Genomic DNA, 14,082 nt, shown 5'->3' on the forward strand with positions numbered 1-14,082 from the left:
CACGTCCGGCCGGAGCGGTGGGCGGAAGAGGTGGAGGGACCAGGCACGGGGTGCGAAGGTCGGGCGAACCTCCGGGGTCGGGCGCGTTCGTAGACTGTCGACCGTGAGCGCTCCCCGCCCCCGCGCGGTCTACCTCGACCACGCGGCGACCACCCCGATGCGCCCCGTGGCGCTCTCCGCGCTGACGGCGGCGCTCGCGCAGACCGGCAACCCGTCGTCGCTGCACACGGCGGGCCGCACCGCGCGGCGGACGGTCGAGGAGGCGCGCGAGCGGCTCGCCGCGGCCGTCGGGGCGCGTCCCAGCGAGGTGGTGTGGACGGCCGGCGGCACCGAGGCCGACAACCTCGCCGTCAAAGGGCTCTTCTGGGCCCGGCGCACGCAGGACCCCGCGCGCCGCCGCGTCGTGGTGTCCGCGGTCGAGCACCACGCCGTCCTGGACCCCGCGTTCTGGCTCGCCGAGCACGCGGGTGCCGAGCTGGTGCTGCTGCCGGTCGACGCCGAGGGCGTCGTCGACCTCGACGCGCTGCGCGCCGAGCTCCACGAGCACGGCGACACGGTCGCCCTGGTCTCGGTCATGTGGGCGAACAACGAGGTCGGTGCCCTGCAGCCGCTCGACGAGGTCGTCGCGCTCGCCCACCGGTACGGCGTGCCCGTGCACGCCGACGCGGTGCAGGCGGTGGGCCAGGTGCCGGTGGACCTGGCGTCCTGCGGCGTCGACGCCGTCACCCTGAGCGGGCACAAGGTCGGCGGGCCGGGGTCCACGGGTGCCCTCCTGGTGCGCCGGGGGCTGGAGCTGACCCCGGTGCTGCACGGGGGCGGGCAGGAGCGCGGGGTACGGTCCGGCACGCTCGACCCCGCGCTGCTCGCGGCGTTCGCCGCCGCGGTGCACGAGGCGGTGGGCGAGCGCGTGGAGCACGCGGCGCGGGTCGGCGCCCTGCGCGACGACCTGGTGCGGCGGGTCCTGGCCGAGGTGCCGGGCGCGACCCTGCGCGGTCCGGCCGACCCGGCGCGCCGGCTGCCCGGCAACGCGCACCTGACGTTCACCGGCTGCGAGGGCGACTCCCTGCTGTACCTGCTCGACGCGGCGGGCGTGGAGGCGTCGACCGGCTCCGCGTGCCAGGCCGGTGTGCCGCGGCCCTCGCACGTCCTGCTCGCGATGGGCGTGGGCGAGGACGACGCGCGCGGCGCCCTGCGCTTCTCGTTCGGGCGCACCTCGAGCGCCGCCGACGTCGACGCGGCCGTGGCGGCGCTGCCCGCCGCGGTCGAGCGCGCCCGTGCCGCGGGCCTGTCCACGCTGGTGGGTGCCTGATGCGGGTGCTGGCGGCGATGTCCGGCGGGGTCGACTCGGCCGTCGCGGCGGCGCGGGCTGTCGACGCGGGGCACGACGTCGTGGGCGTCCACATGGCGCTGTCGCGCACCCCCGCCCAGGAGCGCACGGGCTCGCGCGGCTGCTGCTCGATCGAGGACGCGTCCGACGCGCGGCGGGCCGCCGACGTGCTGGGCATCCCGTACTACGTGTGGGACATGTCGGAGCGGTTCGAGAGCACCGTCGTCGCGGACTTCCTGTCCGAGTACGCGGCCGGGCGCACACCCAACCCCTGCGTCCGCTGCAACGAGCACGTGAAGTTCGCGGCGCTGCTGGACAAGGCGGTCGCGCTCGGGTTCGACGCCGTGTGCACCGGTCACTACGCGCGCGTCGTGGACCGCGCCGACGGGGCCCGTGAGCTGCACCGCGCCGCGGACGCCGCCAAGGACCAGTCGTACGTGCTCGCGGTCATGGGACCCGAGCGGCTGGCCCGCGCGGTGTTCCCCCTGGGGGACGTGGCCTCGAAGTCCGAGGTCCGTGCCGAGGCCGTCGCGCGCGGCCTGTCGGTGGCCGCCAAGCCGGACTCCTACGACATCTGCTTCGTCGCCGACGGCGACACCCAGGGGTTCCTGCGCCGCGCGCTGGGCGAGCAGCCCGGCGAGATCGTCGACGAGACCGGTGCGGTGGTCGGCACGCACGACGGCGCGTACGCCTACACGGTCGGCCAGCGGCGCGGCCTGTCGCTGGGCCGTCCCGCGCCCGACGGGCGCCCCCGCTACGTGCTCTCCGTCGAGCCCGTCCGTCGCCGCGTCGTGGTGGGCCCGGCCGAGCACCTCGACGTGGCGCACGTGCGCGGCGACGCCGCGGTGTGGTTCGGCGACGTGCCGGCGACGGGCAGCACGTGCACGGCCCAGGTCCGCGCGCACGGCGCCGACGTGCCCGCGCGGGTGCTCGCCGCCGACGCGGGCTCCGTGACGCTCGACGTCGCGGGGATGGGGCTGCGGGGCGTCGCCGCGGGGCAGTCCCTCGTGCTGTACGACGGCACGCGCGTGCTCGGGCAGGCCACGGTCGCGGCGACGCTCCCCGCGGCCGACGTGCGCACCGCCGACGTGGCCGTGTCGACGGGCGGACGCGCGTGACCGCCGTCAGCGGTGTCGGCCCGTGGCCGGGCGTCGACGCGCTCGAGGCCGCCACGACCGTCGTCGGCGACCTCGTCGACACGCCCAGCGAGGTCGACGGCACGCCGTTCGCGGTGCTGCTCCCGGCACGCGGGCCGTGGGGCGACGCGACCGGCGCCGCCGTCGCGCTGCTCACGGACCTGCCCGCCGAGCTCGGCCCGCACGGCTGGAAGCTCGCCGACCACCCGGGCCGCGACCTCGAGCGGGCCCGCGCGTTCGCCCGCGAGGACCTCGACGCGCTCGCGGTGGCCGCGCACGGCTACGCCGGGCCGTTCCTGCTGCCCGTGCTCGGACCGTTCACGCTGGCCGCGGACGTGTACCTCGCGCGCGGCGACCGGATCCTGTCCGACCCCGGCGCGGTGCGCGAGACGGTGGCGTCCCTCGCGGAGGGCATCGCGGCGCGCGTCGCCGACGTGCGGCGCGTCGTGCCGGGCGCCGACGTGCGCGTGCTCGTGCGCGAGCCGCTGCTCGCGGCCGTGCTCGCCGGGGCGGTGCCGGGGTTCACCGGGCGCAGCCCGCTGCGACGCGTTCCCGGGCCGGTCGTCGCTGACGGGCTCGGAGCCGTGGCGGACGTCGTGCGCGGCGCGGGCGCCTCGGCGGTCGTCGTGCACGGCGGGACCGCGTGGTCCGCGCTCGCTGCCGTGCGCGTGTCGTCCGCCGACGGGGCCGCGCTCGCCGTCGCCGGCATCGGGGAGCGCGGCTGGGAGGAGGTCGCGGGCGTCGTCGAGGCCGGCACCGCGTTCTGGGCGGAGCTGCCGCCGCAGGCCTCGTCGCAGTGCGCCGGACCCGACGTCGTCGGCCAGGCCGACGCGCTGACCCGGCCCTGGCGCGCCGTGGGCCTGCCCGTCGACCGGCTGCGGGACGTCGTCCTGCTCGCCGGCGCCCCGTCCGAGCGCACGACGCCCGACGACGCGCGCGCCGCGCTCGCCGGGCTGGTGCGCGCCGCAGGTGTCGTCGCCGAGAGGGCCGAGTCATGACCGCATCCGCCGCACGCCCCGGCCCGCCGCTCGTGACCGCACCCACGAGGCGCCGCACCCGTTCCCGCCGCCGGGCGCTGGCGCTGCTCGCCGCGTCCGGGCTCGCGCTCGTCGGCATCGCGATGCTGGCGGTGGCGTGGCTCGGGGTCGGGGTGCGGGCGATGCAGGCGGCGTCGGGCGACCAGCCCTGCCTCGCCGCCGCCGACGACGACGCCGACGTGAGGGTCCGCTTCGACCTGCTGCCCGCCCGCGCGGTGTGCGCCCGGGACACGGGTGCCGGGTGGGAGGAGGTCGTCGTGGCGACGTCCCCCACCGGCGTCGTGGTCGGCGGGCTCGTCCTGGCCGTCGGCGGCGTGGCCGGCACCGTCGCCGCGCTGCTGCCGCCTCGCTCGCCCCGCCGCACCGGCGGGTGAGGTTCGCGGCCGCGGGCCCCCGGCGGGCACGTCGCGCGCCATGATGTCCGCCGTGAGCGACGCACCCACCCCCGTCCCCGCACCGCGCCCGGGCCTGCGGACCTGGTTCCGTGACCTCGGGGCCGTCGTGGCCCACGGCGTGCGGCTCTGGGTGCGCACGTGGCCCCTGCTGCTCGTGATCGCGCTGCTGGCCGTCGCCGGCCGGCACGCGGCCGGCTGGGCCGCCGTCAACGCGTCCGCCCTCAACAACACCCTCGGGTGGGCCGTGCTGGTGCTCGCGCCGCTGAGCATGGTCGCCGGGATCGTCGCCATGCTGCACGTGCTGCGCCGGGACCTGCCCGCGCTCGACGCGCTGGGCCGCACACGGGGCCCGGACGATGCCGCGTCCGGGCACGAGCGCGGCCTGGTCGACGTGCTGGCCTCGGTGTTCGTGCCCTTCCTCGCGCTGTACGCGTCCTACGGGTTCCTGGCGGAGGACCGGGCGCGGTTCCTCAACACCGCGACCTACCGGGTGTTCTGGGAGAACGGGTTCTCGCTGACCGGTGAGGGCCCCGACGGATCGTTCGCCGAGCTCGCCACGGGCTGGGCCCTGGTCGCCGTCGTCGTCGTCGCCGTGGTGCTGCGGTGGCTGCTCGGGCGCTGGGAGGGCCGCAGCCACGTGCGGGCGCTCGCGTTCGCGGGCGCGTACGTGGAGGCGTTCTGGCTGGTCGCGGTCGCGGCCTTCGCGACCGAGCTGCTCGACGGGGTCTGGGCGTGGGTCGAGAGCCGTCGCGCGGTCGCGATCGTGCTGGACTGGTGGCTGACGGTGCTCGCGGCCCTCGGTCCCGTCGCGGGGCCCGTGGACACCGCCGTCGACACCGTGGCGGGCGTGCTGGGCAACCTCGACGACCTGGTCGTGATCCCGCTCGCGTGGCTCACCGTCGGCGCGGTCGTCTACGGGCACAAGCTCGCGTCACCGCCCGCCCTCCGGCCGCCCGTGCGCGTGGGCGCGTGGGATCGGGTGCCGGCCCCCGTGCGGCGCTGGACCACCGAGGCGGCGACGCCCGTGCTCGGTGACGTCCGCGGGCGGTTCACGGCGCTCGTCGACGGACTGCGTCGGCTGGCCGTGGCCGGGCTGGGCCCGATGCTCGTCTTCGCGCTCGCCTTCCTGGTGGCGACGCGGCTGGAGGAGGGCGTCCAGCTGCTCGCACGGGCCGTCAGCGGGCCGCAGGACGTGGACACGTGGCTGGCCTTCGCACCGATGGTGTCCTCGGTGGCGACGGCCGTGGGGCTGACGGTCACGATGGCGCTGCTCGCCGCCGGCGTGGACCGCGTCCTCGCGGGTCAGGCCGCCGCCACGCCGGTCGCACCCGCCCCGGCCGAGGTCTAGGCGGGCACCTCGAGCACGAGGTGCTGCGGCATCTGCCACCACAGCACCACGTCGGCGACCTCGACGTCCTGCGGGACGACCACGACGGGAGACGTGGACCACGTGCGGGGCCGGGCCGGTGCCTCGGGGTCGGCGAGCGCCTCGTCGAGGTCACCCATCGGTGGCCACGGACCCGGGGCGTCGGCCGGGACGCAGGGCGCGAACGCCTGCGACGCACCCCAGGCGTTCGCGACGTACTCGTAGCGCGTGCCCTGCGCGTCGCGTACCGCCAACCGGCACAGCAGGAGCACGACGTCCGGGTCGGCCTCGAGCGCGAGATCGACCTGCACGGCGCGCGTCCCGGGCGGGAGCTCCATGTCCTCGGGCAGCGAGGTCGCGTCGCTGACGTCCTCGAGGCGCACGCGCACGTCGATGGGCAGGGTGCCACCACCGCCGTCGGCGACACGCTGGCGGAACGCGACCGTGCCGTCGGCCCCGGCCGTCGCCGGGACGCGCAGGTCGTGCTGCCACCACAGGGTCCGGACCCGGTCGCCCGACGCAGCCAGCGCGAGGGCCAGGACGACCGGCAGAGCGACCAGTGCCCACCGGTTGCGCCGCCACCATCCGGGTGACGGCGGTGCGGGCTCGCTCGGGCCCGGCGCCCCGGGCGCCTGCGGGGGCGTCGGTGCAGAGGTGGTGGTCACGGCTCCTCCGGGGGCACGTCCGACGCGGCGACGGCACGGACGGGCGTGTCGTCGGCCGCCCACGCCTCGGCGTCGGCCCGGGTCAGGCCCAGGTCGACGTCGGCGACGTCGTCGCGGCGCTGGTCCTTCTGCTCGAGCCCGATCCGCAGGTGGGCGCCCGGCAGGGCCTCCGGGGGGACCTCGACCTGCAGGGTCGCGTACCGGGGTATCCCCGGCTGGGCGGTGCCGGGCAGGAACGACGAGCGACCGCCCGTGAAGACCGTGTAGGTGCGCCCGTCCCCGCCGATCAGCTCCGCGAAGCCCAGCAGGCGCGGCTGGCCCAGGGCCTCGATGGTCACGGGGACCGTGAGCCAGACCCCGGGGGTCGCCAGCAGGGTCCCGACGTCGGGCGCCAGGACCGTCGAACCGGTCGGCTCGCCCACGGTCAGCCGCGCGTACCGCAGGTCGACGGGCTCGCCGATGCCGGTGCTGCGGACGAACGGCGCCTGGACGCGCGCGTCCACCGGGAACGCCGTGACCACGAGGTGGCCGACGGTCAGTGCCGCCAGGACGGCCGCGCCGGCGCCCAGCACGCGGGCGGGGGGCCGGGCGGCGCGGGGCGCCGCGGGTCCGCCGGACGGCGTGCCTGTGGGCGGGGTGCCGGACGCGCTCACGCGTCGGCCCCGGCGTCGGAGACCGCTTCGCGCACCTCGAGGTGGCCGCGGAGCGTCGTCGTGGGGCGCAGCCAGCGGGTCGTGACGCCCTCGAGACTGTCGGTGCCCCACGTGTGCTGCTGCAGCAGCACGGTCGCGTCGGTCGGCGGCGGTGCCGATCCGTCGTGCTCGAACAGGAAGGCGGCCTCGTACGTCAGGCCCGGCTGGACGGGGCTGAGCGACGAGCCGTCCTCCAGCAGCGTGACCGTGGGAGTGGGCTCGATCGTGCCGGGCTGCGTCACCAGGCCGTCGACGTCGGTGAGCGTCAGCGCGTCCCGCAGGGTCCCGCCGAGGACGCCGGCGTCGCTCGTGTTCCGCACGGTCGCCACGACGGCGATCCACCGGTTGCCCTCGTCCGACAGGTACTGGCCGGGCAGGTCGGTGGTCCACACGACGCGGTGCACGGTGAGCTCGAACGGTGCGACGTCGACCGGCGTCCCGACGGTGAGCACCTCGGGGCCGTCCTGCGTCTGCTCCTCCAGGCCGCCGAAGGCGGCCGTGGCCGCGAGCAGCACGAGCGCGCCGCCCAGGCCGATGCGCCGCAGCGGCTGGTCGAGGACGCGCCGGGCGACCTTGCTGCCGCTGCGCCGGGCACGTGCGCGCAGGTCGGGAGGGGCGGCGGGTCCGGACACGCGCCCGAGTGTAGGGGCGGGCGGTGGCGCGACGGCGGGCTGCGGCGGGTGAGGTCGTGGCCGGTGGGGACGCCGGCCACGACGGGACGTCAGGGACCCGTCGTCGCTCCGTCACCGCCGGAGCCCGGTCCCGCGACGGCGCGCACGAGGCCGGCGACCACGACCGACGCGGCCGCGTCGCGCTCCGGGCGGGGCAGGGACCTCAGCGGGCCCAGTGCCGCGAGCGTCGCGTACCCGTGGACGCCGGACCAGCAGGTCAGCGCGGCGCCGTCGACGGCCCCGGGCGCGAGTCGCCCCTCGGCGACGAGCCGGGCGAGGGCGTCGTGCAGCTGGTGGTACGGCGAGCGACCGGCGCCGCCGCCCGCCTCCGGTGCGTCGACCTCCGCCATGTCCTCCATCGCGAAGAGCCCGACGTCGAACAGCCCCGGTTCGTCGAGGGCGAACCGGACGTACCCCTCGCCGACGGCCGTCAGGGCGGCGGTGCCGTCCGCGGCGCCGGCGAGCCCTTCCTCGACGGTGCGCGCCATGCGGCCGAGCGCCACGCGTGCCACGGCGCGCAGCAGGGCGTCGCGGTCGGCGAAGTGGCGGTACGCGGCCCGCGGCGTGACGCCCGTGCGGCGGGTGACCTCGCGCAGCACGACGGCGGCTGCGCCCGTCTCGCGGGCGAGGTCCACGCCCGCGTCGATCAGCGCGGCCCGGAGGTCACCGTGGTGGTACGTACCTCTTGCGCTCGTCACACCCGAAGTCTACGGTGTGGACATATCCGAAAGTCCACACCGTAGACATAGGGGCCGACGATGTCGTCACCGCTGGACCACGCCTTCACCGCACCGCTCGAGAAGGACGGCGCGTTCGACACCTACCTCACGGTCCCCGACTCCCACCACGTGCTCGGCACGGGACGCGCGGTGAAGGTCGCGGGCACCCTCGACGGCCACGCCTTCGAGGCGACGCTCATGCCGTCCGGGCAGGGCCCGCACTGGCTGCCGCTGCGCAGGGCGCTGCGGGACGCCATCGGCAAGGACGCCGCGGGCGACGAGGTCGCGGTGCACCTGACGGCGCGGCGGGCCTGAGCGTGACCGCCGACGTGCGCGCGCTGGACGTGCCCGGCGCCCGCCTCACCTACGAGGTTCGGGGCACCGGGCCGCTGCTCCTGCTCATGGGGTCGCCCATGGGTGCGGCGTACTTCGCCGACGTCGCCGATGCCCTCGCCGACGGACGCACCGTCGTCACCCACGACCCGCGCGGCATCGCCCGCAGCACCGTGGACGACCCGGCGCAGGACTCGACGCCCGAGCTGCGCGCCGCCGACGTCGCGGCCCTGCTCGACGCGCTGCGCGCCCCGGTGGCCGACGTCCTCGGGTCGAGCGGCGGCGCGGTGACCGCGCTCGCGCTCGCCGAGCACCACCCCGGCCGCGTCCGCACGCTCGTCGCGCACGAGCCGCCGCTGCTCGGCCTCCTGCCGGACGCAGCGAGCCACCACGCGCGCACGGAGCTGGTCATCGAGACGTTCCACGAGCACGGCGTCGCGGCGGCCTGGGGTGCCTTCGCCGGCGCGGCGGGCTGGGAGGACGACGCCGAGGGGCCGCCCGTGGTGGAGGACGACGAGGGGTTCGCGCGCGACAGCGCCCGCTTCTTCGCCCACGAGCTGCGCGGCACGACCACGTGGCTGCCCGACGTCGCCGCGCTGCGCGCCGGTGCGCAGCGGGTCGTCGTGGGCGTCGGGCAGGAGTCGGGTGAGCTCGAGACGGCCGCGACCTCGGCCGCGCTCGCCGCGCTGCTCGGCGTGGAGGTCACGTCCTTCCCCGGCGAGCACGGTGGCTTCATGGAGCAGCCGGCGGCGTTCGCCGAGCGTCTCGCCGCGGTGCTCGACGCCTGAGGACCGGGCGCCGACGAGGCGAGTCGGTCGGTGTCGGTGCCGCACGCCATGATGGGACACGTGAGCGACGCGACCCCCGTGACCGACGAGCACGACGTGCCGGCCGAGGCCCGCCACCGGTGGACGGAGCTGGCGGAGCAGGTGCGCGCCGACCAGTTCGCGTACTACGTGCGCGACGCCCCGACGTCGTCGGACGCGGAGTACGACGAGCGGATGCGTGCTCTCGAGCGGCTGGAGGAGGAGCACCCGGGCCTGCGGACGCCGGACTCGCCGACGCAGCGCGTCGGCGGCACGTTCTCGACCGACTTCGCGGCCGTCGAGCACGTGCAGCGCATGCTGTCGCTCGACAACGCGTTCTCGCGCGACGACCTGGTGGCGTGGTCCGAGCGCGTGCACCGCGACCTGGAGAGCACCGCACCGCTCGAGTACCTGTGCGAGCTGAAGATCGACGGGCTGGCGATCGCCCTGCTGTACGAGAAGGGCCGTCTGGTGCGGGCGGCGACCCGCGGGGACGGGCGGACGGGGGAGGACGTCACGCTCAACGTCCGCACGATCCCGACCATCCCGGACGTGCTGGGGGGTGACCCGGCGACGCACCCCGACCTCATCGAGATCCGCGGCGAGGTGTTCCTGCCCGTCGAGGCGTTCCGCGCGCTCAACGAGGCGCAGGTCGCGGCGGGCAAGGCGCCCTTCGCCAACCCGCGCAACGCGGCGGCGGGCTCGCTGCGGCAGAAGGACCCGCGCGTGACCGCGTCCCGGCCGCTGCGGATGTACGCGCACGGCATCGGCGCGCTCACGTGGGGCCAGGGGCGCGGCACGGGGATCGACCGGCAGTCCCAGGTGTACGACCTGCTGGCCGGCTGGGGCGTCCCCACGTCCACGCACACGCGCGTGGTCGGCGGACTGGACGAGGTCTGGGAGCGGGTCGCGTACTTCGGTGAGCACCGGCACGACGTCGAGCACGAGATCGACGGCATCGTGGTCAAGGTCGACGACATCGCGCTGCAGCGACGGCTCGGCGCGACGAGCCGGGCGCCGCGGTGGGCGATCGCCTACAAGTACCCGCCGGAGGAGGTGAACACCCGGCTCGTGGCCATCGAGGTCGGCATCGGCCGGACCGGGCGCGCCACGCCGTTCGCCGTCATGGAGCCCGTCCTGGTCGCCGGCAGCACCGTGCGCCAGGCGACGCTGCACAACCAGGACGTGGTGCGGGTCAAGGGCGTGCGCATCGGGGACATGGTCGTGCTGCGCAAGGCGGGCGACGTGATCCCCGAGATAGTGGGTCCCGCACCCCAGGCGCCGGACGACGACGTGCCCCGCGTCGAGTGGCAGATGCCGGCGGACTGCCCCGAGTGCGGGACGCCGCTGCGCCCCATGCGCGAGGGCGACGTGGACCTGCGGTGCCCCAACGCGCAGGGCTGCCCGGCCCAGGTGCGCGGCCGGCTGGAGCACATCGGCTCGCGCGGCGCGTTCGACATCGAGGTGCTGGGCGAGGTCACGGCGGCCGCCCTGACCCAGCCCGAGGTGCCCGAGACGCCCCCGGTGCCGAACGAGGCGTACCTGTTCGACCTGGTCGGGTACGGCCCCGACGCGCCCGCCGACGAGGTCGAGCGGGTGCGCGCGGCGAGCCTCGCGCGGCTCGCGGAGGTCGAGGTGGTCGTCCGTGACGCCGAGACCGGGCTGCCGAAGGAGGACGCCGACGGCACCGTGCGCCGGCGCACCCCGTTCCGCCGCACGCTCAAGCACACCCGGGCGCAGCGTGCCGCCGCCGAGGCCGAGGGACGCGAGCTCGTCGACTGGGAGCCCTCGGAGGCCGCACGCACGCTGCTCGACCAGCTCGAGATCGCGAAGACCAAGGAGCTGTGGCGCGCGATCGTCGCGCTCAGCATCCGCAACGTCGGGCCGACCGCCGCTCGCGCGCTCGCGCAGGAGTTCGGGTCGATGCGGGCACTGCGTGAGGTCGTGGACCCGAGCGCCCAGGACGCCGACGTACCCGCCCCGGCGGACGCCGTGGCGCGCCTCGCGGCGGTCGAGGGCGTCGGCCCGACCATCGCGCAGTCCCTGCTCGACTGGTTCGCCGAGCCGTGGCATCGCGAGATCGTCGACCGGTGGGAGGCGGCGGGCGTCGTCATGGCGGACGCGGCCGACGAGTCGACGCCGCGCACGCTCGAGGGCGTCACCGTCGTCGTCACCGGCAGCCTCGAGCGGTTCAGCCGCGACGGTGCGAAGGAGGCGGTGCTCGCGCGCGGCGGCAAGGCGTCGGGCTCGGTGTCGAAGAAGACCGACTTCGTCGTCGTCGGGGAGAACGCCGGGTCCAAGGAGGCCAAGGCGCGCGAGCTCGGGCTGCGGATCCTCGACGAGGCCGGGTTCGAGGCGCTCCTCGCGGGTGGCCCGGCGGCCGTGGCACCGGCCGACGACGGCTCGTGAGCGCCCCGAGCGCCGCATCCCCCGTCCTCGTCCGGCCCGCCACCGAGGCCGATCTCGCGCAGGTCGGCGCGCTCACCGCGCGGGCGTACGTCGCCGACGGCCTCGTCGACGAGGGCCACTGGTACGTCGACGAGCTGCGCGACGCGGCCGCCCGGGCGGCCGCCTGCACGGTGCTCGTCGCCGTCACCCCCGCCGCCGGGGGCGACGCGCCGGACCGGGTGCTCGGCACCGTCACCCTGGCCGTGCCGGGCTCGCGGTACGCCGAGATCGCACGCGACGGTGAGGTCGAGCTGCGGATGCTCGCGGTCGACCCTGCCGCGCGCCGGTCGGGCGTCGCGGAGCTGCTCGTCCTGGCGGCGTTGCGCGAGGCGGTCGGCCGCGGCGTCCCGGACGTCGCGCTGTCGACGCTCGACACGATGCACGCGGCGCAGCGGCTCTACGCACGGCTCGGTTTCGCTGCCCGGCCCGAGCGGGACTGGACGGACGAGATCACGATGCGCGTCCACACGTGGCGGGCGCCGTCGCCTCCTGGCCCGCTCGTCGAGACGGCGACGTGGCCACCCCGGCGCGTCGTCGACGTCGACGGCTGGCGCGTCGGCTTGTCGGCAGGCGTGACCCGGCGCGCGAGCTCGACGCTCGCGCTCGGTGAGGTCGACGACCTGCCGGGGGCCGTCGACCGCGTCGAGCGGCTCTACCGCGAGGACGGCGCCCCGACCGTCTTCCGCGTGGGCGACGCGGCGAACCCCGGGGGTCTGCGTGCGGAGCTCGACGCCCGCGGCTACGAGGTCGCCGCGGTCACGGACGTGCTGGTGCGGGACCTGACCGCGTCGTCCCCCGCGCGGTGGCGGCAGGACGCGGGTCTGCGCGTCCGCGTCGCCGACGCCCCGGACGACGCCTGGCTGGACCTGTGGCTCGGTGGCAAGGGCACCGCCCGGGAGCCCTCGCACGCGATCGTCACCGGGGCCCCGGCGCTGTACCTCACCGTGAGCGGCCCCGACGGCGGCGACGTCGCCGTGATCCGCGCCGCGACCGTCGACGACTGGGTCGCGCTGTCCTGCCTGCAGGTGCTGCCCGCGGCGCGGCGCCGCGGCCTCGGCCGTGCGCTGACCGAGGAGGCGCTCGCCGTCGCCCTGGAGCACGGCGCGCGCCGGGCCTTCCTGCAGGTGGAGGCGGACAACGACGCGGCGCTGCGGCTGTACGGCAGCCTCGGGTTCCGGCCCGCGCACCGCTACGCGTACCGCGTGCAGCCCGGGCCCGCCGCGCGCACCGGGTGCTGAGGGCGTCGCTCGACGGGCCGTCCCGCGCGCCCCGGCGTGATACTGGACGGATGATCTCGACCGACAACGCCGTGGCCCTCGAGGCCGCAGGACTGCAGTGGCACCCCAAGGCGGGCGACCGCTTCGTCCTGCGCTCCGCCGACATGGGCGGCGAGGTGTTCACGATCTCCGAGATGGTGGTCGAGGCGCACCGGTACGAGACGGGCACGGTGCTGGGCTTCAACGGCACGACGGAGTGGGCGCTGGACTCGGTGCGTCAGGAGGACGCGCTGTGGCTCCCGCGCGAGGACCAGCTCCGCGAGCTGCTGGGCGGCACGTTCCGCAGCCTCGCCCGCTCCACCGACGGGCGCTACCAGGTGCTCGTCGAGCTGCGTGGCCGGCCCGAGCGCGTCTTCACCGCCGACGAGGCCGCGGACGCGTACGCCGAGGCGCTGCTCGCCCTCGTCAGCGCCGCGACGTCGCAGGTCGGCTGACCGCCGGCAGGTCCAGCGTCGCGATCTTCTGCCAGATCTTCGTCGACATGCCGCCCGTGACGGTCTCGACGGTGCTGACGGTGTCGAGCACCACGGGGTCGGTGGACTCCTCGGCGCAGAGGGCCGCGGCCTTGGCCACCAGGCTCAGCAGCTCGGTGCAGTAGTCGAGGTACGCCGCCAGGTCGTCCGCGTCCAGGTCCGCCTCGACCGACTGCGCCGTCGCGCGGAACGACGGGCGCAGCCGCTCCGGGTCCTTCGTCAGCTGGTGCATGTCGATGACGTGCGCGAGCGAGCGCAGCCGGTGCAGGCGGCGCAGGGTGGCGGCGCGTTGCAGTCGCCCGGGCAGCGCGACGAGGAACCACACGGCGATCCCCGCGAACACCGCGTCGTTGATCGCGCTCTCGACCACGGGCAGCCACTCGAACGCCCGCAGGGACTCCGCCGCGTCGACCGCGTCGCGCACCGCCATCCCGAGCGCGAAGACCGTCGCGCCGACGACCAGGACCACGGCGACGAGGGAGACGACCCGCGCCACGTGCTCGTGCCGGCGCGTGCGCGTCTCCTCCTCGTCGACGTCGCGGACGAGCCCTGCGAGCTCCTCGGCGACGTGCCGCAGGTTCCGGTCGGGGAAGCGCGCGGTGATGCGTGCGTGCAGGCGGTCGACGGTGGCTCGCACCGCCGCGGGGTCGAGGCGCTCGTACCGTCCGGTCACGCGCGACACCGTAACCGCGGGCCGCGCGGGTGCCCGAGCAGCGCGCCGCGGTGGTGCGGACAGG

15 protein-coding genes are annotated in these 14,082 nt (G+C 76.5%); 10 read left to right on the forward strand and 5 right to left on the reverse strand.

Going from position 1 to position 14,082, the window contains the following annotated elements:
* Positions 1-157 precede the first annotated feature (157 nt).
* Genes NP075_RS05665 through NP075_RS05685 form a run of 5 tightly spaced genes read left to right on the forward strand, consistent with a single transcriptional unit; the run spans position 158 to position 5,243 of the window.
* Complete coding sequence (locus tag NP075_RS05665; RefSeq protein ID WP_250788286.1) at positions 158-1,309, forward strand: cysteine desulfurase family protein; 1,152 nt, start codon at positions 158-160, stop codon at positions 1,307-1,309.
* On the forward strand, positions 1,309-2,445 hold the full coding sequence (gene mnmA / locus NP075_RS05670; protein ID WP_227564619.1) for a tRNA 2-thiouridine(34) synthase MnmA: 1,137 nt from the start codon (positions 1,309-1,311) through the stop codon (positions 2,443-2,445). Before NP075_RS05665 ends, mnmA begins: the two co-directional genes overlap by 1 nt.
* Positions 2,442-3,461, forward strand: coding sequence for a uroporphyrinogen decarboxylase/cobalamine-independent methonine synthase family protein (locus tag NP075_RS05675; RefSeq protein WP_227564618.1), 1,020 nt, complete (start codon positions 2,442-2,444; stop codon positions 3,459-3,461). Before mnmA ends, NP075_RS05675 begins: the two co-directional genes overlap by 4 nt.
* Positions 3,458-3,874 carry a hypothetical protein gene (locus tag NP075_RS05680; protein ID WP_227564617.1) on the forward strand — a complete coding sequence of 139 codons (417 nt, stop codon included), beginning with the start codon at positions 3,458-3,460 and terminating at the stop codon, positions 3,872-3,874. The genes NP075_RS05675 and NP075_RS05680 overlap by 4 nt, the downstream gene beginning before the upstream one ends.
* Positions 3,875-3,926: 52 nt before the next feature.
* On the forward strand, positions 3,927-5,243 hold the full coding sequence (locus NP075_RS05685; protein ID WP_227564616.1) for a hypothetical protein: 1,317 nt from the start codon (positions 3,927-3,929) through the stop codon (positions 5,241-5,243).
* On the opposite strand, the gene NP075_RS05690 is transcribed toward NP075_RS05685, so the two are convergent.
* The 4 genes from NP075_RS05690 to NP075_RS05705 form a co-directional block, all read right to left on the reverse strand.
* The gene (locus NP075_RS05690) at positions 5,240-5,926 is read right to left on the reverse strand and encodes a hypothetical protein (RefSeq protein WP_227564615.1); all 687 of its coding nucleotides are present in this window, start codon (positions 5,924-5,926) and stop codon (positions 5,240-5,242) included. The genes NP075_RS05685 and NP075_RS05690 overlap by 4 nt on opposite strands.
* Positions 5,923-6,579: a DUF4352 domain-containing protein gene (locus tag NP075_RS05695; protein WP_227564614.1), complete on the reverse strand. Its 657-nt coding sequence runs from the start codon at positions 6,577-6,579 to the stop codon at positions 5,923-5,925. Before NP075_RS05695 ends, NP075_RS05690 begins: the two co-directional genes overlap by 4 nt.
* A complete protein-coding gene (locus NP075_RS05700) occupies positions 6,576-7,250 on the reverse strand; it encodes a DUF4352 domain-containing protein (RefSeq protein ID WP_227564613.1) in 675 nt (224 codons plus the stop codon). Before NP075_RS05700 ends, NP075_RS05695 begins: the two co-directional genes overlap by 4 nt.
* Positions 7,251-7,339: 89 nt before the next feature.
* The gene (locus NP075_RS05705; RefSeq protein WP_227564612.1) at positions 7,340-7,987 is read right to left on the reverse strand and encodes a TetR/AcrR family transcriptional regulator; all 648 of its coding nucleotides are present in this window, start codon (positions 7,985-7,987) and stop codon (positions 7,340-7,342) included.
* A 60-nt stretch (positions 7,988-8,047) separates the two neighbouring features.
* Here NP075_RS05705 and NP075_RS05710 point away from each other — a divergent pair, with 60 nt between their 5' ends.
* From NP075_RS05710 to NP075_RS05730, 5 genes are read left to right on the forward strand one after another with little or no spacing between them, the layout of a single operon-like run.
* Positions 8,048-8,323, forward strand: a complete 276-nt coding sequence (locus NP075_RS05710; protein WP_227564611.1) for a DUF1905 domain-containing protein — start codon at positions 8,048-8,050, stop codon at positions 8,321-8,323.
* 2 nt (positions 8,324-8,325) lie between these two features.
* On the forward strand, positions 8,326-9,129 hold the full coding sequence (locus NP075_RS05715; protein WP_227564610.1) for an alpha/beta fold hydrolase: 804 nt from the start codon (positions 8,326-8,328) through the stop codon (positions 9,127-9,129).
* A 51-nt stretch (positions 9,130-9,180) separates the two neighbouring features.
* The gene (gene ligA / locus NP075_RS05720; protein WP_227564645.1) at positions 9,181-11,556 is read left to right on the forward strand and encodes an NAD-dependent DNA ligase LigA; all 2,376 of its coding nucleotides are present in this window, start codon (positions 9,181-9,183) and stop codon (positions 11,554-11,556) included.
* Complete coding sequence (locus NP075_RS05725; protein WP_227564609.1) at positions 11,553-12,833, forward strand: GNAT family N-acetyltransferase; 1,281 nt, start codon at positions 11,553-11,555, stop codon at positions 12,831-12,833. Before ligA ends, NP075_RS05725 begins: the two co-directional genes overlap by 4 nt.
* A gap of 50 nt (positions 12,834-12,883) precedes the next feature.
* The gene (locus tag NP075_RS05730; protein ID WP_227564608.1) at positions 12,884-13,306 is read left to right on the forward strand and encodes a pilus assembly protein CpaE; all 423 of its coding nucleotides are present in this window, start codon (positions 12,884-12,886) and stop codon (positions 13,304-13,306) included.
* Here NP075_RS05730 and NP075_RS05735 read toward each other — a convergent pair.
* Positions 13,278-14,018 (reverse strand): hypothetical protein, encoded by a 741-nt coding sequence (locus NP075_RS05735; protein ID WP_227564607.1) that lies wholly within the window; start codon positions 14,016-14,018, stop codon positions 13,278-13,280. The genes NP075_RS05730 and NP075_RS05735 overlap by 29 nt on opposite strands.
* Positions 14,019-14,082: the final 64 nt, after the last annotated feature.

Origin of the sequence: Cellulomonas wangsupingiae (genome assembly GCF_024508275.1) — a bacterium.
GTDB lineage: Bacteria > Actinomycetota > Actinomycetes > Actinomycetales > Cellulomonadaceae > Cellulomonas > Cellulomonas wangsupingiae.

Excerpts from the sequence above, each read along its gene's own strand:
- ligA (WP_227564645.1), top strand. The coding sequence starts at position 9,181 with ATGGGACACGTGAGCGACGCGACCCCCGTGACCGACGAGCACGACGTG.
- mnmA (WP_227564619.1), top strand. The coding sequence starts at position 1,309 with ATGCGGGTGCTGGCGGCGATGTCCGGCGGGGTCGACTCGGCCGTCGCG.
- NP075_RS05680 (WP_227564617.1), top strand. The coding sequence starts at position 3,458 with ATGACCGCATCCGCCGCACGCCCCGGCCCGCCGCTCGTGACCGCACCC.
- NP075_RS05730 (WP_227564608.1), top strand. The coding sequence starts at position 12,884 with ATGATCTCGACCGACAACGCCGTGGCCCTCGAGGCCGCAGGACTGCAG.
- NP075_RS05665 (WP_250788286.1), top strand. The coding sequence starts at position 158 with ATGCGCCCCGTGGCGCTCTCCGCGCTGACGGCGGCGCTCGCGCAGACC.
- NP075_RS05710 (WP_227564611.1), top strand. The coding sequence starts at position 8,048 with ATGTCGTCACCGCTGGACCACGCCTTCACCGCACCGCTCGAGAAGGAC.